Annotated in this window: 17 protein-coding genes; 6 read left to right on the plus strand and 11 right to left on the minus strand. The window is 54.7% G+C overall.

Going from position 1 to position 21,503, the window contains the following annotated elements:
* Positions 1-527: 527 nt before the first annotated feature.
* The 4 genes from SPI6313_RS17795 to hypE form a co-directional block, all read right to left on the minus strand.
* Entirely contained in the window at positions 528-1,745 is a 1,218-nt protein-coding gene (locus tag SPI6313_RS17795) for a glycosyltransferase (RefSeq protein ID WP_245788870.1), read from the minus strand.
* Positions 1,746-1,785: 40 nt separating this feature from the next.
* Positions 1,786-3,027 (minus strand): lipid-A-disaccharide synthase-related protein, encoded by a 1,242-nt coding sequence (locus tag SPI6313_RS17800; RefSeq protein ID WP_072622201.1) that lies wholly within the window; start codon positions 3,025-3,027, stop codon positions 1,786-1,788.
* A 122-nt stretch (positions 3,028-3,149) separates the two neighbouring features.
* Complete coding sequence (locus SPI6313_RS17805; protein WP_072622202.1) at positions 3,150-4,553, minus strand: amidohydrolase; 1,404 nt, start codon at positions 4,551-4,553, stop codon at positions 3,150-3,152.
* 395 nt (positions 4,554-4,948) lie between these two features.
* The gene (gene hypE / locus SPI6313_RS17810; RefSeq protein ID WP_072622203.1) at positions 4,949-6,001 is read right to left on the minus strand and encodes a hydrogenase expression/formation protein HypE; all 1,053 of its coding nucleotides are present in this window, start codon (positions 5,999-6,001) and stop codon (positions 4,949-4,951) included.
* A gap of 276 nt (positions 6,002-6,277) precedes the next feature.
* Between hypE and SPI6313_RS17815 the strand changes: the two genes are divergently transcribed.
* Both SPI6313_RS17815 and trmFO read left to right on the plus strand, forming a co-directional pair.
* Entirely contained in the window at positions 6,278-6,616 is a 339-nt protein-coding gene (locus SPI6313_RS17815; protein ID WP_072622204.1) for a hypothetical protein, read from the plus strand.
* A gap of 67 nt (positions 6,617-6,683) precedes the next feature.
* Positions 6,684-8,039 carry an FADH(2)-oxidizing methylenetetrahydrofolate--tRNA-(uracil(54)-C(5))-methyltransferase TrmFO gene (gene trmFO / locus SPI6313_RS17820; protein ID WP_072622205.1) on the plus strand — a complete coding sequence of 452 codons (1,356 nt, stop codon included), beginning with the start codon at positions 6,684-6,686 and terminating at the stop codon, positions 8,037-8,039.
* Positions 8,040-8,922: 883 nt separating this feature from the next.
* Here trmFO and SPI6313_RS17825 read toward each other — a convergent pair.
* The 6 genes from SPI6313_RS17825 to SPI6313_RS24090 all read right to left on the minus strand — a co-directional run bounded on the left by SPI6313_RS17825 (position 8,923) and on the right by SPI6313_RS24090 (position 15,617).
* The gene (locus SPI6313_RS17825) at positions 8,923-9,381 is read right to left on the minus strand and encodes a GTP pyrophosphokinase (RefSeq protein ID WP_072622206.1); all 459 of its coding nucleotides are present in this window, start codon (positions 9,379-9,381) and stop codon (positions 8,923-8,925) included.
* A 16-nt stretch (positions 9,382-9,397) separates the two neighbouring features.
* Positions 9,398-10,936: a tetratricopeptide repeat protein gene (locus SPI6313_RS17830; protein ID WP_084669097.1), complete on the minus strand. Its 1,539-nt coding sequence runs from the start codon at positions 10,934-10,936 to the stop codon at positions 9,398-9,400.
* 277 nt (positions 10,937-11,213) lie between these two features.
* The gene (locus tag SPI6313_RS17835; RefSeq protein WP_072622208.1) at positions 11,214-13,484 is read right to left on the minus strand and encodes a M48 family metalloprotease; all 2,271 of its coding nucleotides are present in this window, start codon (positions 13,482-13,484) and stop codon (positions 11,214-11,216) included.
* A 128-nt stretch (positions 13,485-13,612) separates the two neighbouring features.
* Complete coding sequence (locus SPI6313_RS23075; protein WP_139276691.1) at positions 13,613-14,035, minus strand: HNH endonuclease; 423 nt, start codon at positions 14,033-14,035, stop codon at positions 13,613-13,615.
* Positions 14,019-14,438, minus strand: coding sequence for a hypothetical protein (locus tag SPI6313_RS17845; RefSeq protein ID WP_072622209.1), 420 nt, complete (start codon positions 14,436-14,438; stop codon positions 14,019-14,021). Before SPI6313_RS17845 ends, SPI6313_RS23075 begins: the two co-directional genes overlap by 17 nt.
* Before the next feature lie 306 nt (positions 14,439-14,744).
* The gene (locus tag SPI6313_RS24090) at positions 14,745-15,617 is read right to left on the minus strand and encodes a type II toxin-antitoxin system HicA family toxin (RefSeq protein ID WP_217650645.1); all 873 of its coding nucleotides are present in this window, start codon (positions 15,615-15,617) and stop codon (positions 14,745-14,747) included.
* A gap of 182 nt (positions 15,618-15,799) precedes the next feature.
* On the opposite strand from SPI6313_RS24090, the gene SPI6313_RS17855 reads away from it, so the two are divergent.
* The 4 genes from SPI6313_RS17855 to rplY all read left to right on the plus strand — a co-directional run bounded on the left by SPI6313_RS17855 (position 15,800) and on the right by rplY (position 18,953).
* Positions 15,800-16,039, plus strand: coding sequence for a hypothetical protein (locus SPI6313_RS17855; RefSeq protein ID WP_072622210.1), 240 nt, complete (start codon positions 15,800-15,802; stop codon positions 16,037-16,039).
* 160 nt (positions 16,040-16,199) lie between these two features.
* A complete protein-coding gene (cysE, locus tag SPI6313_RS17860; protein ID WP_072622211.1) occupies positions 16,200-16,961 on the plus strand; it encodes a serine O-acetyltransferase in 762 nt (253 codons plus the stop codon).
* Positions 16,962-17,237: 276 nt separating this feature from the next.
* A complete protein-coding gene (locus SPI6313_RS17865; RefSeq protein WP_072622212.1) occupies positions 17,238-18,566 on the plus strand; it encodes an adenylosuccinate synthase in 1,329 nt (442 codons plus the stop codon).
* Positions 18,567-18,620: 54 nt separating this feature from the next.
* On the plus strand, positions 18,621-18,953 hold the full coding sequence (rplY, locus tag SPI6313_RS17870) for a 50S ribosomal protein L25 (protein WP_072622213.1): 333 nt from the start codon (positions 18,621-18,623) through the stop codon (positions 18,951-18,953).
* A gap of 171 nt (positions 18,954-19,124) precedes the next feature.
* Here the strand turns inward: rplY and argH are convergent, their stop codons facing one another.
* Positions 19,125-20,522 (minus strand): argininosuccinate lyase, encoded by a 1,398-nt coding sequence (gene argH, locus SPI6313_RS17875; protein WP_072622214.1) that lies wholly within the window; start codon positions 20,520-20,522, stop codon positions 19,125-19,127.
* Positions 20,523-21,503 lie beyond the last annotated feature (981 nt).

Consider the following 21,503-nt stretch of genomic DNA (forward strand, 5'->3'; position numbering starts at 1 on the left):
AAATTTCATTATTTTTTGAAATTTTGACCATCTTTTAATCTACTCTTAACGCTTTCTTGAAACGACATTAATCTTCACTGATAATGTGCTTGATATTAGCAAAAAAGAGCTTATTTCAATTCATAATATAACCCTGATTTGACCTGTATTTTCTCTCTAGAAAAGGAATTTGATCAGGGTTTAATCAGAGGATGCAAGGTGGTAAGGATGGTGAGCGATCGCTCACAGCCCAGCCAAAAACCAAGGACAAGGGGGTCAATCCGCCTTGTCCTCAGCCCCTGATCTGGGGGGATAGTCACCAATCGGCCCCAATCGGGAGCTAGTACAGAGTCAAGACTTAAGATTCAGATCGGATTGAATATCCAAAGCTCAATGTGACGGTGCATTACGCTTCGCTCACAGCACCCCACTGTAACGGCACAGCTAAAATAGTGCTTTATCGTAGGGTGGGTTAGGTGACTTCAACTTCCGCTATCACTACAATCCGGCAATCCGCCGTAACCCACTGATCAACCTGTGTCGTGACACTAGGATTCGATTTGTACGGAAAATTTCGGGGCTTGGAAGCCCATGTCGTGGAGTTGGTTGCGGAGTTTGTCGGCTTCGAGGAGGTTTTGGGTGTCGAGGATGGCGATCGCTTTCCCGAAATACTCCAACCCTTCTTCAATTTTGCCGCATTTAAACCACACCACCCCTAGGTTTTGATAGGCCGGTGCATAGTCCGCTTGGAGTTCGATCGCTTTTTCGTAGGCCTTAATCGCGTCGTTGTAGTTCCCCAAGGCCTTAAACACAAGCCCCAAATTGTAATAGGCCAGCATACAACTGGGGTCAATTTGAATTGCTGCACCGAGGGGCCGTTGTGCCATTTCATATTCCCCGGCGATGTGGAGTAATGACCCAAAATTAATCAACGCACCGAGTTTTAAAAGCGGAAAAATGTTTTGGGAAATGGCGGCTTGGTAGTGAATGACGGCTTGGTCGGTGTTATTTCTGCGGGCGTAGGCGTTGGCGAGGTGGTAGTGCAGTTCGTAGGCGACGGGGGGGTCTAAATTGGGCGTTTTTAAGCCTCGTTCGAGGAGTTCACGGCCCGGTTTATGTTGGCCGCTGGTGGTGTAGAGTGCGCCTAATTTACTGCATACATAGGGGTCGTCGGGATGGTCAGCAAGATAGGTTTCCATCGCTTTTTGGGCGCGGGCTTTTTTGTCTTTTTTGCTAATGGAGGCTTGGGTGTAGCCGGTGTGAGCGATCGCAACGGTTTGCAAGGTGGCAAAATTCCACTGGGGTTCCGCTGCGAGCAGGGCCATTACACTGTCGTCAATCAGGGCGTGGTAGGGGCGGGAAAATTCGATTTTGGGGTGACGGCGGAACAGGCGCGAGGTGAGGGAATAGGGGGATTGCACGGCTCCGAGTTCTTCACGAATCAGGCTCACCACCAAGAGGGAATCATCCACCATGGCGGTGCGAATATGCGGCCCGGCTTCTTCGGTGAGTTCTTCATCAGCATCGAGAACGAGCACCCAATCCCCGGTGACGTGCTTGAGAGCTTCGTTGCGAGCGGCGGCGAAATCATTATTCCAGGGAAATTCTGCCACTGTGGCCCCGTAGTCTTTGGCGATCGCAATGGTGCGATCGCTCGATCCCGTATCCAGAATCACGATCTCGTCTACCACATCTTTGGCACTGTCTAAACAGTGGGGCAAGGACTGCTCTTCATCCTTAACGATCATGCAAAGGCTTAGTTTCATGGGGGATCACTCGCGGTAGGCCGTTGGTTATTTTAATGTATTACAGCACCGCCACCACATGATCCGCAATCCGGGCGGCTGCGCCACTCGTGCCCATGCGATTGCGGCCATTTTCTGCGATGATTTGCAGGGTGTCGGCGTTATTGAGCAGGCTGTGGCAAATTTTCGGCACGTCCTGCGGGCGCTGAACGAGGGTGACGGATACGCCGAGGAGTCGGGTTTGGGCTTCGGCAAATTGGGGGGTGAATTGAGGCCCAGCACCGGGGAGGGCGATCGCCGGTTTACCGAGGCCGACGAATTGCTCCGTGGCTGTGCCGGCCATGGCGAAGGCCAGATCCGCCGCGTTGAGACAGGGCGCATAGGCCTGTTGCGTGAGGATGATTTGGTGGCGATCGCGATCGAGTTTCCAGGCTTGGGCATCGGGGGCGGTGATCGGGGCGGTGTCGGGTAGCGGGGTCGATCGCCACCCCTGATTGTTCAACGCGGCCTGAAAGGGGGCAGGGTCTAAACCGGGGGCGATCGCCCCTAAAAAGAGCAGGGGCCGTTGGGGGCGATCGCGGCAGAGAGCTTGGGCGGCAGCGAGTAAGATCTGCCAATTGCGTTCAGCTTCGGGCGATCGCGATCCGGTTAACAGCAGCACCGTTAAGGGCCGTTGGTCTTCCTGTTCCGGGCGATCGTAGCGGGGAACCGCTAACCCATCCATCATCGGATTGCCCAGGTCATGGGCAGGGATTTTAAACTGCTTGAGCACGGCGGTGGTGAGGGAATCGCGAGGATACACCGCCCGACAGCGCGATCGCGACAACAGCCACCGTTCCCACGGCAAATACACCGACCCCGACCAAGCCTCAGAGCGTCGCTGCTTCAACAGTCGGCCACCATCATCGCGAATGTAATATTCGGATTTCGCCGTTCCCACAAAGCCATAATTGCCCCCACTCCACCAGGCCATCGCCAGGGGCACAATGTCCCCCACCGCCAAGACCGTCCCGCCACTGTTGCCCCATCGTTTCACCGTCTGCAACTGCGCCCAGGTTAACCCCAGCAAGCCGCCGCGCACATCTTGCCACAGTTGCCGCCCATCCATATAAATAAAGCCACCGGAGGGCATCGCTTTGACGGGGCCAATGATGGGAATATCCGCTTGAACGTAGGTGCGGCCTGCTCCGACGAGGGGAAGTGCGGCCAGTTCAGGCGCATCGGGGTGTTGACGCAGCGCATCAAGAATACGAACTGCGATCGCATCTTCACCATGGCCATTACTCAAGCAGAGGAGTTTCATGTCGGATCTCGGCAGATTCACAGACTCTTATTATTAACTGAGATGCGGCGCGATCGAACGGATCGCCACCAAAAACCCCCTGTTTATCCAGAGTTTTATCCAGAGTTCCTCTGTCATTTGGCTTAGGGTTCTAAGCCCATCACCTGACGATAGTGGGCTTCGAGTTGAGGGCGATGCTGGGAGGTACGCTGTTGAATCCATTCACTGTGGGTAAACAGATCTTGGCGTAATTGCGCCACATCAACGCGGGTTAATTTTCCCTCGGCGATCACCGGCTGACCCCGCACCCACGCATAATTCACCACTTGGGTCGGTCGCCCCATCACCAACAGACCGACGGGATCGGTTTTCGGCAAGAGCGAGAGATTGGTTAAATCGTAGAGGACGAGATCCGCCTGTTTGCCGACGGTGAGAGAGCCGAAGCGATCGCTCATTTTCAGCCCCTTCGCCCCGCCCAGGGCTGCGATTTGCACCGCTTCGCGGGGGGTGATCCAATGGCGATAATCCAAATCGGTGGTGTTATGGATCAGCGTGCCAATTTTGATCGCTTCGAGGACATCTTGACTGTCATTGCTGGCCGTGCCGTCGCAGCCGATCGCCACATTCACCCCCCGCTGGCGATATTTCAAAATCGGCGCGATACCGCTACCGAGACGGAGGTTACTGAGGGGATTATGTACCGCTGTTGTCCCCGTGGCGGCCATGATCTCAATGTCGCGATCGCTCAACCAAATGCAATGGGCGAGGGAGGTGCGATCGCCCAAATACCCCAGTTTTTCCAGATGCTCCACCGCCGAACAACCATATTTTTCCTGGGCGAGCATCTGCTGGGCCTTGGTTTCGAGGAGATGGGCATGGCGGCGCAGATCGTAGCGATCGCTCAATTCAATGCAGCCTTTGAAGAGTGCATCGGAACACAATTGCGTCCCCGTGGGAGCCACCATGATCGAAATCCCCTCCTCGGGCCGATGGAACCGCTCCACCGCTGTGGCCATCATGTCTAAAATTTCCGCCGTGGTGCGGTGAAAACTGCCGTACTCCTGAGCCTCATCCCCCTGGGGAATTGCCGCCGCGATCACTTCATCCTGAATCAACGGGCCAATAAATGCCCGAATCCCCGCATCACGGTAGCCGCGCACGGTGGCTTCAATCGTCTCCAACTCCCGCCCCGGAATCAACACCAAATGATCCACTACGCAGGTTCCCCCCGTTTGCAGGGTTTCCACCGCTGTGCCGATGGCGCTGAGGTAAACCTGTTCCGGGTTGATCGGCGAAAATTCGTGGAGTTCGGCGATCCAAAGTTCGAGGGGATAAGGGGCGATCGCGCCCCGTTGCCACAGTTCCGAAGAATGGGTGTGAGCGTTAACGAAACCCGGTAAAACCAGGTGATTGGACCCATCAATGACCGTGCCTTGGGGGTCGAGGTGGGGGGCAATGGCTGCGATGGTTTCACCCTCTAGATAAAGATCAAGGGTTTCATACCCATCGGATGTCGGACTGAGGACGTGCTGGATCGTAAAACTCACGCGCTTAAAACCTTCGGTATTGTGTGTATAAATCCTAACAAGCTCACCCCGAATTTGATCCCCCGGATCAGGGCAACGAGCTAGAAGCTCACGCGCTTAAAACCTTCGGTATTGTGTGTATAAATCCTAACAAGCTCACCCCGAATTTGATCCCCCGGATCAGGGCAACGAGCTAGAAGCTCGTACTACAGAGGATGACAGCAAGGGTAGTGTGAGCCTCTGGCTCACTCATGCCAGATCCAGCCTCGCATGGCTCACTCATGCCAGATCCAGCCTCGCATGGCTCACTCATGCCAGATCCAGCCTCGCATGGCTCACTCATGCCAGATCCAGCCTCGCATGGCTCACTCATGCCAGATCTAGCCTCGCAACTTGGGTGATGGATAAGACATCTTCTAGCAGATGCGGGGGAGTTGTTCGCCGCTGAGGAGGTCGAGGATGCGGGTTGCACCGATGCGGCTTTGGAGGGTGACGCGACCGAGGGGGCGATCGCTACGACCGAGCACTGTCCCAATACATTCGGCTTTGGGGTCATAGCGGCGCATGATCTGCACGGCTTGCTCCGCACAGTGGAAGGGAGCGATCGCAATAAATCGCCCCTCATTCGCCACATAAAGCGGATCGAGTCCTAAAATTTCGCAAGCCCCCTGCACATCTTCCGGCACAGAGATTAGCTCCTCTTCTATCTGCATCGTCACCCCCGCCGTCGCCGCAATCTCATTTAAGGCACTGGCCAAGCCGCCCCGCGTTAAATCCCGCAAACAATGGAGTTCAACCCCCGCCTCTAGCATCGCCAACACCGGCTCATGGACGGGGGCGGAATCACTTTTAATCGTCGTTTCAAAGCTTAAGCCTTCCCGCTTCGCCATAATCGCAATCCCGTGACGACCGAGATCGCCGCTCAAAATAATCACATCCCCGGAACAGACTGAATGGGGTGCGATCGCCTGATCATGCTCAATCACCCCCACCCCACTGGTATTGATAAAAATGCCATCACCCTTGCCCCGATCCACCACCTTCGTATCCCCCGTGACAATCTGCACCCCCGCTCGTCGTGCCGCCCGCTGCATCGATTGCACCACATACCACAGGGTTTTCATCGGTAACCCTTCTTCTAAAATAAAGCTCACACTGAGATAGAGCGGTCTCGCCCCACTCATGGCCAAATCATTCACCGTGCCATGGATCGCCAAGGAACCAATATCGCCTCCCGGAAAAAATAGGGGTTGAATCACGTAGGAATCCGTGGTGAAGGCGATTTTGCCGTTGGGGATGGTGAGGGCAACGGAATCGTGTTGATTGGGAGATTTCCCCTGGGTGGCGAAGGCGGGGGCGAACATTTGGCCAATCAGTTGCTGCATCAGTTTGCCACCGCCCCCGTGGGCCAGCAGCACCGTGGGATATTGCTCGATGGGGATGGGGCAAGAAAAGTTTGCAGCAGCCATAGTCACAGAATTGTAGATGTTTGACGGCGATCATCCCATTGAAACGTGGCGATCGCTCCATTTCTGGGGATTGATTTAAGAAGCCAAAACAATTGCAATCTCAAAGCCTGAGTATTAAGCTAAATGAAGATTCAAGCATTACAACCAGACAACGCTGCATAGATGCAAGGCATAGTCTGCCTTTGTTGAGTTGTCGGGTTCACGCTTCGATCCACTGTATCCGGTGTCCGGTGCAGATCATTGAACGACATCCAAAATAGAGAGGAGGTGAGGAACGTGTTACCTGTTACAAAACAACCCACACTCAACAGCATTGAATTGGTTGCCGGTATTTCCGTGCAAACCAACCTCCCCCTGGATCAAATTCCGGCGTTGCGGGCTGGGTTTATGGGCTATCCTCACAATCCACGCTGGACGGCACGGAAATATCACGCCTGGAAAACCGGCTGTCAATGGCGGACAGAATTGGCCACGGGGGATAAAGTCGTGCGCGATCGCGATGCTCTTCTCGTGAATACCTCAGAACTCGAAGCCACCCTCGACAGTTCTAAACCCACTGCCCCGGCTCCGGAGCAGCGATCGCGCCGCTGGCGTTTAATCCCTGTTCTACAATAAAAGACCCCGGCGACAGCATGGCTGTGATGAACCGGGCCATTATCACCTTGAACAGGATCAGCACACCATGACACACCTTCCCATCCACGTTATTGGGGGCGGTTTAGCCGGCACAGAAGCCGCTTGGCAAATCGCCCAAGCCGGCCTTGATGTGGTGCTCCACGAAATGCGTCCCGTTACGACCAGTCCCGCCCACCATACCGAAGAACTCGCAGAATTGGTTTGTAGTAATTCCTTCGGAGCCTTGAGTAGCGATCGCGCCGCTGGCCTGCTCCATACCGAACTGCGTCACCTCGGTTCGATTGTGATTGGCAAAGCCGACGAGCACGCCGTCCCCGCTGGCGGTGCGCTCGCTGTCGATCGCGCCCACTTTAGCCACGACCTCACCCAAACCCTCGCCGCCCACCCCCACATCACCCTCCAACGCGAAGAAGTCCAACGCATCCCCCGCGACGGCATCACCGTCCTCACCACTGGCCCCCTCACCAGCCCCGCCCTCGCCGATGACCTCCAACAGTTCACCGGCATGGACTACATGAGCTTTTTCGATGCCGCGAGTCCGATTATTATCGGTGATTCGATCAATCATGACGTGGCGTTTCTCGCTTCCCGCTACGACAAAGGCGAAGCCGCTTATCTCAACTGTCCGATGGACAAAAACCAATACTTAACGTTTTGGGAGGCTCTGCGCCAGGCCGAACAAGCCGAAGTCAAAGAGTTTGAGCGGGAAACGGCGAAGTTTTTTGAAGGCTGCTTGCCCATTGAAGAACAGGCGCGACGGGGAGAAGACACAATGCGCTACGGCCCGCTGAAGCCGGTGGGGTTGAGTGATCCACGCTATCCGGATCGCGATCGCCCCTATGCCGTCATTCAACTGCGCCAAGAAGACAAAGCCGGGCAACTGTGGAACATGGTCGGCTTCCAAACCAATCTCCGCTGGGGCGAGCAAAAGCGCGTTTTTCGGATGATTCCAGGGTTGGAAAAGGCAGAATTTGTCCGCATGGGGGTGATGCACCGCAACACCTTCATTAATGCCCCCCAACTCCTCGCCCCCACCCTCCAATTTCACCACCAAGCCATGATCTTGGCGGCAGGTCAATTAGTGGGCACGGAAGGTTACACCGCCGCAGCGGCCGGGGGGTGGCTAGCGGGAACCAATGCGGCCCGGTTGGCCCAGGGACAAACGCCCCTCGTTGCCCCCAAAACCACGATGCTCGGTGCGTTGATCGATTTCATTACCTCGGCTTCTCCGAAGCATTTTCAACCGATGCCCCCGAATTTCGGCATTATTCCTCCCCTCGAAAAACGGGTACGGAACAAGCGCGAACGGTATGGGGTATACCGCGATCGCGCCTTAGCGGATCTTATGACGTGGCAAACTCAATACCCGATGAATCCGGTAGAGATGCCAAGCAGAGACTAGTTAAGTGGGGATGACTATGGGAGGCTCGAATTTCCTGCCGTTTCGTGAGCATGACGCTCACGAGATCCGGCATTTCTTGATGACAATGCTGGCAGAACCAATAGACTCGATTCTTTCGAGCTTGGCTAACCATGTCTTGATGGCAACACGGGCAAGGAATCATAGATTTTATTAAGAAAAGTTTATTATGGGGGAGTGACAGACTCTCCCTCTATTGTACGAAAACTGACTAGAAACCGGTGTAAAGAACTGTGAAATCTAGGTGTGTAAAACAGTTTAATTAATCATTAATCCTAGGATAAAAACACCATAATAAATAGGTTGTAATGTAGCGCACAGACTAAACTGCCATTGGACGGTAGAGTGAATAGCCCTGTTGCGATCGCTTCAATTCCTGCAAGGAAAAATAATTGGGGACGGTGGATTCTTTTTTTGATATTTTTAGCTTATGTTTTTGGCATTCAAGATTAAGTCCAGAAATCAATCAAGCCTTCCCCTCCTATCTATCGTAATCCTAAATCAATCGGAGATCTTATCTCCTTGTCAACAAGGGGCTTAAGCTCCTTGCCTGTTCATGAATCAAATAGGATTGCTATATCGTAATCCTCAATCAATGGTAAGGCTTAGACTCCGATCAACAATGGCGAGATATCCCATTCCCTGGTTGACTGACAAAATTAGCCAGATCCCGGAAAGCCCTCACCCTCGCCCTCTCCCCTAGGGAGAGGGAACTGGAAAATGGATCGGCTTCCCTCGCCCTCTGGGAGAGGTGTTGGGGGTGAGGGCGATCAACTTTTGTCAGTCAACCCGCCCCATTCCTGTCTATCAATCCTGTGGGATCGCTGATCGTGAATTGTGATCTGCGGTGCGGGTGGGAGGTGGGTTAAGAGGGGTCGAACCGCTGGAGGGCAGCTTGGAGATGGGGCAAGGTGTGGTGATAGCGCTGGAGACGGGCTTCGTCCTTGGGGGTGGGATGGGAAATGCGGGTGCGATCGCAATTATCCGCCATGTCTGCAATCTTGACCCGGAGGGCGAGGGGGTTAGCCATAACCCGATCTAAATAGGCTGTGTAGGCTTCTCCCTCCCGCTTCGTTAGGGCATCGAGGGCCCGGCGCAGGGAGGGCGGAAAACCCTGGGCAGTGAGGTCTGCGAGGCTGAGGTCGGAATCTTCGATCGCATCATGGAGCACCGCCACAATTTTCGCCTCGATCGTGGTCATTTGGGCCATGACGCGGAGGGGATGGCCAATATAAGGATGGCCGCCTTTATCGAGTTGATCGCAGTGGGCCTGGTGGGCGATCGCGATCGCCCGTTCTAAGAGTTGCTCCATCTTCTCAGCCATGGTGTAACCTCACGCCCTAACGACGGGGTGGCAGGGCATCGTTAAACACAGACCCCTGGGTTTCCGATTCAGGAAACGACGGAAACGAGGATTCTGGCTCCACGGGTTCGGGGTCGGCTGCCGGTTCCGGGATGGGCATCGGGGCCGGTAGGGGCCGGGCAGGGGCAGGAGTGACGGGAATTTCCACATCATCCATTTCCTGGCTGGGATCAATCGGGGGGGTCAGGGTGGTGGGTAGGATGGTGTCTTGGATGTAGGCATTGATTTCTTCAACGCGCTCAAAGTTGCCCTCTGCTTCGTAGAGACGCATCGCTTCTTCGAGGGTCGCCATGGCGTTGTCGTACCGATCCAAGGTGCGGGCGTTGAAATTCGCGATCGCAGTGGGCCCCGCTTCGGCTTCTTCGGGGTCATAGCGCACCGCTTCCCGATAGGCATTTTCAAACAACGACACCCCCAGGTTGTAGTAGGCATCGGCAAACACTGGGTCAAGATCTAAAGCTTGGCGATAGTTGGCGATCGCGTCCCCGTAGAGTTCCGCATCTTGGTAGGCAATCCCTAAGTTGTAATAGGTGCGGGCATCGTTGGGGAGGAGGGTCGCCGCCTGTTGGAGAGTCGCGATCGCATCTTCAGGATTGCCCGTTTCAATCTGCGCCGCCCCCAACTGACGATAGGCATTCACATTCGTCGGATCGAGGGCAACGGTGCGCTCAAACCGATTCGCCGCCGCTTTGTAATTCTCCAATTCCAGATAAACCAAGCCCAGATTGTATTGCGCTAGGGCGTTTTCCGGTTCCAACGCCGTCGAAGTGCCCAGGGCATCCCGCGCCGCTTCCCACTGTTCCCGCCGCGCATAGATCAACCCCTGTTGATAATAGGCTTCGGAAAATTCCGGCTCTAGGGCGATCGCCCGCTCAAACAAGCCCAGTGCCTCATCCGCGCTGCCCTGACGATTGACGATCAGCCCCAAATTGTAATAGGCCTGGGCATTTTGGTCATCCAAGAGCAACGCCTGCCGGTAGGATTGGCTCGCCGCGTCGTATTGGCCGATGCTATCGAAGGCCAGCGCCAAATTATAATGACCTGCCGCAAATTTTGGTTCAATTAACGTCACTCGTTCAAAGGGTGCGATCGCCGCTTGGGGAGACCCTTGACGATAAAAGGCAATGCCGAGATTGTAGTAAGCCGCCCCAAGCATCGGTTCGAGGATCACCGCCTCCTGATATCGACTGACGGCATCGGCGAGGCGATCCTGTTGTAGGTATACATTACCGAGGAGATAGTACGCCATCCCAATGTAGGGGTCAAAGGTGAGGGCTTTGGTGAGAAAAGTTTCCGCTTGGGTGAAGGCTTGGCGATCGTAGGCCATCACCCCCTGTTGAAAGGCACTGGCCGCATCAAGATTTTCGCTGTAGAGTCCTTCAATGCGTTGCTTCGGCGCGGCCTCGAATTTTTGAGCGATCGCCGGGGCCACCATTCCCCAACTGAGCACCAGCCCCACGGTCATCAGACCCGCGTCGCGTAGCCCGGTTGTCCAGTTTCTGTGCTGTTGCCCCATAACCCTAACTCTCAATTTTCATGGTTTAGCTCTTTAGTTATAGCAAGGGAATGGCCAACGATCGCGCCCTCAATCCGGAGCCAACCCAAAGCCTGAGCCGGTCGCAAGCTGACTATCGGGTTTCGACCCGCTCAACCCTTCATGATCGCACTCCCTAGTGCAGAGTCAAGACTTAATATTCGGATCGGATTGAATGTCCAATGCTCAACGTGATGGTGCCTTACGCTTTGCTAACAGCACCCTACAAACAGTCTAAATGCTTGGCATTGACGCTGTACTAAGCCTGCCAAATCAACCACGACCCCCACAACGCCGCCAGGATCGCCAACGCCGTAATCCACACCGGATAGCCGCTGCGGGTTCCCTCCCCTTGGCGAGGCCGAATCACATCCACATCAATCCACAGCGTACTTCCCCGCCGTAACCAGCCCAACACCGTCACCTTTTGCCCGATCAACTGTTCCGGGCGGGTGGGTTTGGGGAAGAGATTCCCCAGGGGCCCGGCTTTGGTGAAAAAGTGGAGTTTGATCGAGCCGGACGTGGTTTTGAGCATTAAATCTTGGGCGAGCCAATTTTTTAGCCCCCGGCGGCCGATCAGTTCACCCGTCAGTTTGACCCCTTCGCTTTGCGGGGGGACGGCGTTGGGGTCGCGCAGGAGGTCTTCAATGCGGGGATTGGCGCGGGACGGGGTGACGCGAATATCAGGAAAGTAGCCGTTAATCCAAACCATCAAACTGAGGCTAAAGGCGATCAAAATACACCCATCGAGGAAGGGTTGAGCGTTGGCAAGCCAAATCAATCGCCAGAGGGGGAACCAGTAACTGAGGACATCGGCGGCGGCTCCGATAAACCAAAAGCTGCCCCGCAGCACAACCCCGAAAAAGAGGCCGGAAATCACTGCGCTTTGGAGAATGGGCAGGGCTTTGTAGCTGTTGGCCAGTTGTTCGAGAAGTTGCAGGGGGGTTTTGGGCGGGGGGATCAGGGTGGGGAGGTCGATTTCGGGGGGGAGTTGCCAGTGGTTGGCGTAGCGGTTGAGGAGGTAGAGGCGATCGCCCATTAACGGGTGAGAATTCATCAGGGCGAGCCAGTGGCGATAGGGGTTGGTGCATTCCCAGGTGAGGACTTCGGCAAAGGGGGTTTTGTCGGGGAGGCTGCCGAGGCTGAGGGCTTGGCGATGGCCGATGGGCAAAAGGAGATCGACGCTTTCCATAAGCCAGAGGGTGGAGCCGCGTTGTTCGATATGGCGGGCGGTGGCGATCGCTACTTTCAACAGGCCACGACTGAGGGCGTTGGGGTTGCCGGTGAATTCTGCGGCGAAGCGATCGCCGTAATATTGCCGTTGCCGCGAAAAATACAACAACGGCACGCGCCACAGCCAGTAATAGCCATAGGCCACGGCGGCGCAGATTCCCCCGACCCCGGCAACGCTAGCGGCGAGGATGGCTCGGATGCGATCGGGAATTTTAGTCTGATTTTGCAACCAATCCCGGCCCCGTTCTCCCGCTGTGGCACTGCCGAGATAGAGCAAAAACGGGACGTGGAGCAGGGTGATCACGGCGGAGAGGATCGAGACATCACGATGAGCGATCGCCGCAATTTGCGTCGTTAAGAGAGCGGCCAATTCTTCATCCTCCACGGCAGCGAGGAGACCCTCACTAATCACCAGGCGGGAGGTGCGCGGCAGGTTGCCATAGGTGAAGGTGAGCGGTGCGCCGATGGGCAAGAGCTTGAGGGTGGGCATCGGGATCTTGGCGTGGCGCGTCAGGCGTTGCAACACTTTTGCGCTTTCGGGAAAGGTGGCGGCCAGTTGATAGAGGGCGTAGGGTTGTTGCTTGGCAAGCCGAGCGAGGAGGAGATCCAAGGCCCAGGGCGACAGGATCAAGCAGAGGAGAAGCACCGCCAGGATCAGCCGTTGCGGTTCAGCATCTAACCAGAGGGGCGGGGCAATCCCCGGTAGGCGTAGGGTGAGAATCGCGGTTTTAATTAGGCCCAGGCTGGCGAGGATCGAAACGCGCAGGAGCAAATAGAAGGCGATCGCACTCCCCCCCAACCGTAACCAAAATTTCCAGCGACGCGGCTGTTTGAGCCGTTTCCACTGGCTGGCTCGTTCAGCATTGCGCCACTCGCGCCCGGAAATAAAAACCGCTGGGGTGGCTTCGGGGGCATTGTCGTAGGCAACGGGTAAGGGGCGTTTAGCCTGGGGCGGTGTGGAGGGTTCAGGGGGGGGAGTCTGGGGCCGTTGCTGTTGGGGCGGGATGAAGGCGGCGGCGTTGGCGTTGCGGATGCGGCGGGTCAAGTCGGCGAGGGTTTTGGCCGCCCAGGGATAGGTGTCGGGGTCTTGGCTGAGACGTTTGCAAAGGTCAAGGGCATCGCGGGCGCGATCGCCGTTGTAATAGGCCACGATCAGACCCTGATAGGCTTGGGTGAGCATTGCCGGGTCGAGTTCATCGCGCACCACGGCTTCAAAATGGGCGATCGCCGCCGGATAATTTTTAGCCTGAAAAGCAGCTTGCCCTGCTTGGAAACTTGTTTCAGCCGGAGAGGTCATGGCACAGATGCACAATAACAATGTCTAGGCTTAAGCCTGTTTTAGCCTAACCCAACGGTATCGCTAAACTGCCCGCACTGGCGGCTGGTTTCGGATTTCCTCGCGGTAGAGAATTGTGGAGCACTCCTTCAAAGAACTGGATGCAGTCCTGCCTGTACCCATCGTCGCCGAGTTAATACCATGCGCGGACGGTTCATCTTAAAACAGGCCACTGTCGCCCGACCAATAGCCGTAATACCGGAAATCTGAGCATAATTATCTATCCATTCAAAATGCTCATCCCATCGTTGAACCCGTGGATTAAACAGAGACACCAGTTCCTGTGTTTCTGGGTCAGGCGCTTGGATGGATGTCGCTTTTGATAAATTGCAATTTGGACAGGCAAGGCAAAGATTTTCTAAGTGATCTCCCTCACCCGGTTTGATGTGTTCAATATGCATCGTCTGACCAATGTTGACCGCACAGGTCTGGCAATACTCACAGCATCCATTCGCCCGTTGATGAATAATCTTGCGGATGGTTTGTTTGGATGGGCTAGGGTTGGGCATCATGATGATGGATTAGATCTGCCACCGTTTCCGCATACCCTCGTTGAACAAGAATCGCTGCCGTTTCCGCCTTCCGCAGCATGAGCTGATCACCGCGCTCTATCAACGCCGCTAATGTATCTCGCTCCAATTGACTTAGCGTTTCTTGGCTATTTTGTTCCATTAATTGGGTCAAGCAGTCCTGATCCTCTGGGCGCATCTGCTCGGCCACAATCAACCGCAACACATCATCTGATAAATGGTGTAATGCCCTTAACTCAGCCTGTTCTCCCGTTGGGAGCTGATCCAACTCATCATCCAGGGCGGTAAATAATCGGTCAGTCAGAATACTTTCGACCGACTGCTGTTGCCGTGCAGCTAACTGACTTAAACGAGTTAAAAGATGCTCAGGAAGCGTAATTTGCATTTAGCCTAAATTTATTGCAGCGATACCCCTTTGGATTATAGCGCGATCGCATTTTACCCCTGTCACGACATACGTTAATCAGTAGGTTACGATAGATAGCTAGATTGCATTTTTAGCCTATAGTTTAATCGCCTAATCTACCTACAATAAAGCACCATTTTAACTATGCCATGACACGACGGCAGCGGTCATCCTAGTGCCGTGGCACGTCTTAAAAAGTGAGTTACGGCGGATTCTAGATTGCAGTGATAGCAGGAGTTTAAGCCACTCCACGAAGGATTCTGCACATTTTCTGGATCGACATGTCTACAACTGTTCTAGAAATTCCTCTAGACTCACGCCCGCTTGCTGGAGGGCACTTTTTAAGGTTCCTGGCCGGACTTCCGACTTTTCCGGAATCGTACAACTGCGTTTAGGGCGTTTCAAAATGATATGGCTACCGGTTTGGTGATCCACTTCAAAGCCTAGGCGTTTCAGGGCTTGGACGGCTTGATTGGTGGAAATGTTAGCGAGTTGGGACAGGGGCCAGGATTCCCCTGGGGTTAAGGGTTCAGGGTCGAGCGGCTCGATCTCGGTGGGGGGTGGCGTGGGTGCTGTGCGCAGTTGCCAAAGCTGATGGCGGAGGTCGCTGATTTCGGCGCGGAGCAGTTGGTTGTCGTTTTCGAGTTGGGTTTGCTCTTCGGTGAGGTCTTCAAAGGCGGCGGTGAGTTCAATCACGTCATATTCAGGGTGACGGTATTGATTGAGTTGGGCTTGGAGGTGCTGGAGTTGTTTGTCTTTGGCGGCGATCGCAGCTTGGGCGGCGGCTTGGATCGCTTGGAATTGATGGAGGGTGTGGTGGAGTTCGGCCTGTTCGTGATGGTGGCGATCTAGGGTGATCTGCACTGTATCGTACTGTTCCTGCACCGTTGCCAGTTGTTGCCGCAGCGATCGCAACTGCTGGCGATCGCGCTCCCGGTGCTGTTGCCCCCGGCCGGTGACGACCCCCACGGCTAACCCTCCCCCCACCAGTGTCACTGTCCACAGCCGATACAGGGGAGCCGTCCCCTGGGAGGATAGGGGCGCTCGACCCCAGCGATGTAGATCACCCACGAAGCTCGGCCGATCCTCCGTGGGCCGACTCTGCCAATAGGTGCGATGAACTTGGTGGAGAGCGATCGCTTCAAGGCCAATTAGCACGATCCCCAACCCTAGCCATGATTTAAACGTTCGGGAAAACACGACGTTGCTCTAAATTTTGCCCGGAGTTTTATCCGCGATTGTACTGCATCGAATTGTACTGAATTTTAAAGCACGCGATCGAAGACTTCTTTGATATCGTGGAAACGAGTTCAACTCCTAAAGATCCGTAGAGAATCCCTGTGATTAAACCTGCCTCCTTGTGGGAATATTTGGCCATCCAAGAAACCATCGTGCCCCTGCGCCCCCTCCGCATTACGGTGGAATCGGAAAATCAAGCGATCGCCGATGTATTGCAGGGCAAGTCTGTCCTTGAAACTTTGAACTATCTGGGTGCTCAAGGGTGGGAACTTGTTGCCGTGATTCCCGGTGGCGACAAAAACTCCCAAGTCTTTTACTTTAAGCGCCCCAAATGCGATTGAGTTGCGCCCAACATTACCCGCAGCGATCGCAAAAACCACACCATCCGCGCCCCTGAATACCATCATGATCGTCCCGCAACGGCGGGTTAACCCCCCTTGCTGTCTGTCCCCCCATCAACGTTAATATGGTCAAGGTTCCACGTTCACTGCTGAAAATCCCGTGCTATCCTCACTCATCGCAGATTTCCGGATTATTTTCGAGCGCGACCCCGCCGCCCGTAATTGGGCCGAGGTTTTATTTTGCTACCCCGGTTTACAAGCACTACTGAGTCATCGGCTCGCCCATTGGCTCTACAACATTGGCATTCCGTTCGTGCCGCGCTTCCTCTCCCATATCGCTCGCTTCATCACCGGCATTGAAATTCATCCCGGTGCGCAAATTGGCAAAGGAGTCTTCATTGACCACGGCATGGGTGTGGTGATCGGCGAAACCGCGATCCTCGGCGATTACTGCTTAATCTATCAAGGCGTGACGTTAGGCGGAACCGGGAAAGAAAACGGCAAACGTCACCCGACCCTCGGTGAACAAGTGGTCGTCGGAGCGGGGGCAAAAGTCCTCGGTAATCTGCAAATTGGGAATAATGTCCGGATTGGGGCCGGGTCTGTGGTGCTGCGCGATGTGCCGTCGGACTGTACGGTGGTGGGCGTGCCGGGCCGGGTGGTGTACCGCTCTGGGGTGCGGGTGAATCCCTTAGAACATGGCAAATTGCCGGATTCTGAAGCGACGGTGATCCGGATGTTGGTAGACCGGATCGAAGCCCTCGAACAGCAATTAGAACAGTTACAGGATCAGCACGCGGGGACGAAATCTCTGGTTCATGCGGCCTTGGGAGATCGTCAGGAGCCGGTGTTAGCCACATCGGGCCGGTGTGAGTTGCGCGATCGCGAAATCCTCGAATTCCTCGACGGTTCCGGGATTTAACCGGAGATCTCAGAAGACGCTCAACGGGTTAGACCCCAGGGGCTGATGAAACGTAAGAAAATAATCCGGTCATTCCGTAGTGCGAGCATCTTGCTCGCTAGAGATTGAGAGCCTGCGAGCATCTTGCTCATAGATTTTTCAATGACCGGATTCAAGATTTAACCCTCATCAGCCATTCTGAATCTAGCCGCATTGATGTGCGTTGTGCGGTTGACACAGACCCCCCTCTATCTTGATAATGATAGTTTGTGAAAACTGTCGTATATCAAAAGACCATTGGCTAACGTTATCGTTATTGGTGCCCAGTGGGGGGACGAAGGCAAAGGCAAGATTACGGATCTGTTGAGTCGTTCAGCAGACGTTGTGGTCCGGTATCAAGGTGGGGTAAACGCTGGACATACTGTTGTTGTCAAAGATCAAACCTTCAAGCTGCACCTCATCCCATCGGGGATCTTATATCCAAAGACACGCTGTATCATCGGTTCGGGCACGGTGATTGATCCCAAAGTTCTGATTGCAGAAATGGATCAACTTGCGACCCTAGGCATTTCCACTGAACAGCTTTACATTTCTCAAACGGCCCATGTGACGATGCCCTACCATCGTCTGCTGGATCAGGCCTCGGAAGAGCGACGCGGCGAGCATAAAATCGGCACGACCAAGCGCGGCATTGGCCCCACCTATGCGGACAAGTCCGAACGGATTGGGGTGCGGATGATTGACCTGATCGATCCCGATGGGTTGCGATCGCAAGTCACCTGGGCCGTGAATCATAAAAACGAGATTCTCGAAAAGCTCTACGACCTACCGCCCCTTGATCCCGCTGCGGTCGTTGAGGAATATCTCCGCTATGCCGATCGCCTTCGTCCCCATGTGATCGACAGTTCACTCCATATCGACGAGGCGGTGCGCGATCGCGCCAACATCCTTTTTGAAGGCGCTCAAGGCACCTTACTCGACCTCGATCATGGCACCTATCCCTACGTCACCTCCTCCAATCCCATCTCTGGAGGGGCTTGCGTCGGTGCAGGGGTTGGCCCCACGATCATCGATCGGGTGATCGGCGTGGCCAAAGCCTACACCACCCGCGTCGGGGAAGGCCCCTTCCCCACGGAACTCACCGATGCTGTGGGGCAACAACTGGGCGATCGCGGTGCAGAGTTCGGCACCACCACGGGCCGGGCCCGGCGCTGCGGCTGGTTTGATGCCGTGATCGGTCGCTACGCCGTGCGGATTAACGGCCTCGACTGCTTGGCCATCACCAAACTTGATGTGCTCGATGATCTGCCGGAAATCAAGGTCTGTGTTGCTTACAATATTGAAGGCGAAACCTGCCATCATTTCCCCAGCAACGCCCGCCAGTTTGCCAAATGCCAGCCCATTTACAAAACCATGCCCGGTTGGCAACAGTCCACCGCTCACTGTCGCACCCTTGAGGATCTGCCCCAAGCCGCTTTAAATTACCTCAAGTTTTTGGCAGAACTGATGGAAGTGCCGATCGCGATCGTCTCCCTCGGTGCCAGTCGGGATCAAACAATCATCGTTGAAGATCCCATCCATGGCCCCAAACGGGCGTTACTCGATGCCAAAGGGGTTCCGGTTTAACCTCCCCCGTTCGTCTGTTCAAACCCATCCACTCTCAACCCAAACAAATTCACTATGTCACTGACCATCGCTTGTCAATCTCGCCCCGAAGGCAGTAAACCCCGCGCCCTCCGTCGTGAAGGTTTGATTCCCGCCAACCTCTACGGCCACAACGGCGCAGAGTCTATTTCTCTCGTCCTCAATGCCAAAGATGCCGGGCTGTTACTCCGCAAAACGGCAGTTAACGAAACCGTGATCGATGTGACGATCCCCGATTTATCCTGGCAAGGGTCGGCGGTGATCCGCGAAGCCCAAACCCACCCCTGGAAAGGAACCCTCTATCACCTCAGTTTCTTCGCGGTGGATGCGGAAGAAGTAGCGGCAGAAGAAACCGCTGCGGCAGAATAGACTGCTTCGGATTGATCGCCCTCACCCGATTCGTCAAGCAAGGGGCTTAAGCCCCTTGTTTCTGTTGCAAGGTTATGACTACAGTGAACGCCTCATCTGCGATCGCCCTTCACGGGTCGGCCACAGATGAGGCGTTTTGGTATGTAACTCCGTTCAGCCCTCGATCTTTGCTTAGCTAGCGGTGTCAAGGAGTTGTTCTTTGGCGGCTTTGATCGCGTTGCGCACCTGTTCAAAGCCAGTGCCGCCGTAACTGTTGCGGGCGGCGACCACTTGGCGAGGCGCGATCGCCGCATAAATATCCCCTTCAAAGGCCGGATGGAGGGCTTGCCATTCCTCTAGGGTCAAGTCCTTGAGCAACTTGCCAGCGGCGAGACTGGTTTTCACCACCTTGCCCACCAGGTTATAGGCTTCCCGGAACGGCACACCCTTCGCCGCGAGATAGTCCGCCACATCGGTGGCGTTGGAAAAGTCCTCATTAACAGCTTCTTCAAGGCGTTCGATGCGAAATTCTACCCCTTCCCGGAGCAAAATCGTCATCGCTTCGAGGCAACCTTGGGCGGTTTTCACGCCGTCGAAAATGGCTTCTTTGTCTTCCTGGAGGTCTTTGTTATAGGCAAGGGGTAAGCCTTTCATGATCGTGAGCAGGGCTTGGAGATGGCCGAAGACGCGCCCGGTTTTGCCCCGCACCAGTTCGGGGATGTCGGGGTTTTTCTTCTGGGGCATGATGCTTGACCCGGTGGAGCAACTGTCTTGAAATTTGACAAAGCTAAATTCCTGGGAACCCCAGAGGATCATTTCTTCGCTGAGGCGGCTGAGATGCACCATGATCAAACTGGCAGCACAGAGAAATTCGATCGCAAAGTCGCGATCGCTCACCCCATCCAAACTATTGGAATAGACCCCGCCAAACTTCAATTCAGCAGCGGCGTAATGGCGATCGATGGGAAAGGTTGTCCCCGCCAACGCCCCACTACCGAGGGGGGAAATGTTGGTGCGCTGATAGACTTGCCCCAGACGTTCCCAGTCCCGCTGGGCCATGTTGAAGTAGGCGAGGAGATGGTGGGCAAGGCTGACGGGTTGGGCGCGTTGGAGGTGGGTATAGCCGGGGATCAGGGTTTCCACATGCTTTTCAGCGTGTTTGAGGAGCACACCTTGCCATTCTCGGAGTTGGCCGCGCAGGGTTTGGATTTGGTCGCGGAGATAGAGGCGAATATCGGTGCCCACTTGGTCATTGCGCGATCGCGCCGTGTGCAGCTTTTTCCCCACATCCCCCATCAATTCCGTGAGACGACGTTCCACCGCAAAATGCACATCTTCCGCATCAACCCCCGGATTAAACCGCCCTTCTTGGTATTCAATCCGAATCTGCTCTAGACCCGTGATCAGTTGTTGTCCTTCTTCGGTGCTGATGATCCCGGTGTGGGCCAACATCTTCGCATGGGCGATCGACCCGGTAATGTCATAGTCAATCAGTTCAATATCAAAACCGATGCTGGCATTAAAACGGGCGATCGCAGGATGGAGCGCAGTTTCAAAGCGATCGCTCCAGGTCTTCTTAGCTTGGGTCATAATAGGCAGATCACAACGAGGCGGACAACGCCCTCAATCTTATCTCGTTTAAATCTCCCAAAACTAGAGCATCCAACACAAAACCATCGGGATTCTCCCCATATCCCAGCACAAAAAACCCTTCCCCTGGCAGAAAAAGGATCAGGCGAGGCCAGAGCAAGCGAGGCCAAAAAACCAGAGCAAGCGAGGCCAAAAAACCAGAGCAAGCGAGCTAGAAGCTCGCACTACAGATCATTAAAATCAGGGTAGTGTGAGCCTCTGGCTCACTAATCCTAAGATCCGGACTCGCAAACTCCATACTTTAGCAGTGAGCTAGAAGCCAGAGCAAGCGAGGCCAAGAAGCCAGAGCAAGCGAGCTAGAAGCTCGCACTACAGATCATTAAAATCAGGGTAGTGTGAGCCTCTGGCTCACTAATCCTAAGATCCGGACTCGCAAACTCCATACTTTAGCAGTGAGCTAGAAGCCAGAGCAAGCGAGGCCAAGAAGCCAGAGCAAGCGAGCTAGAAGCTCGCACTACAGATCATTAAAATCAGGGTAGTGTGAGCCTCTGGCTCACTAATCCTAAGATCCGGACTCGCAAACTCCATACTTTAGCAGTGAGCTAGAAGCCAGAGCAAGCGAGGCCAAAAAACCAGAGCAAGCGAGCTAGAAGCTCGCACTACAGATCATTAAAATCAGGGTAGTGTGAGCCTCTGGCTCACTAATCCTAAGATCCGGACTCGCAGACTCCATACTTTAGCCGTGAGCTAGAAGCCAGAGCAAGCGAGGCCAAGAAGCCAGAGCAAGCGAGCTAGAAGCTCGCACTACAGATCATTAAAATCAGGGTAGTGTGAGCCTCTGGCTCACTAATCCTAAGATCCGGACTCGCAAACTCCATACTTTAGCCGTGAGCTAGAAGCCAGAGCAAGCGAGGCCAAGAAGCCAGAGCAAGCGAGCTAGAAGCTCGCACTACAGATCATTAAAATCAGGGTAGTGTGAGC

The organism is Spirulina major PCC 6313 (genome assembly GCF_001890765.1).
GTDB lineage: Bacteria > Cyanobacteriota > Cyanobacteriia > Cyanobacteriales > Spirulinaceae > Spirulina > Spirulina major.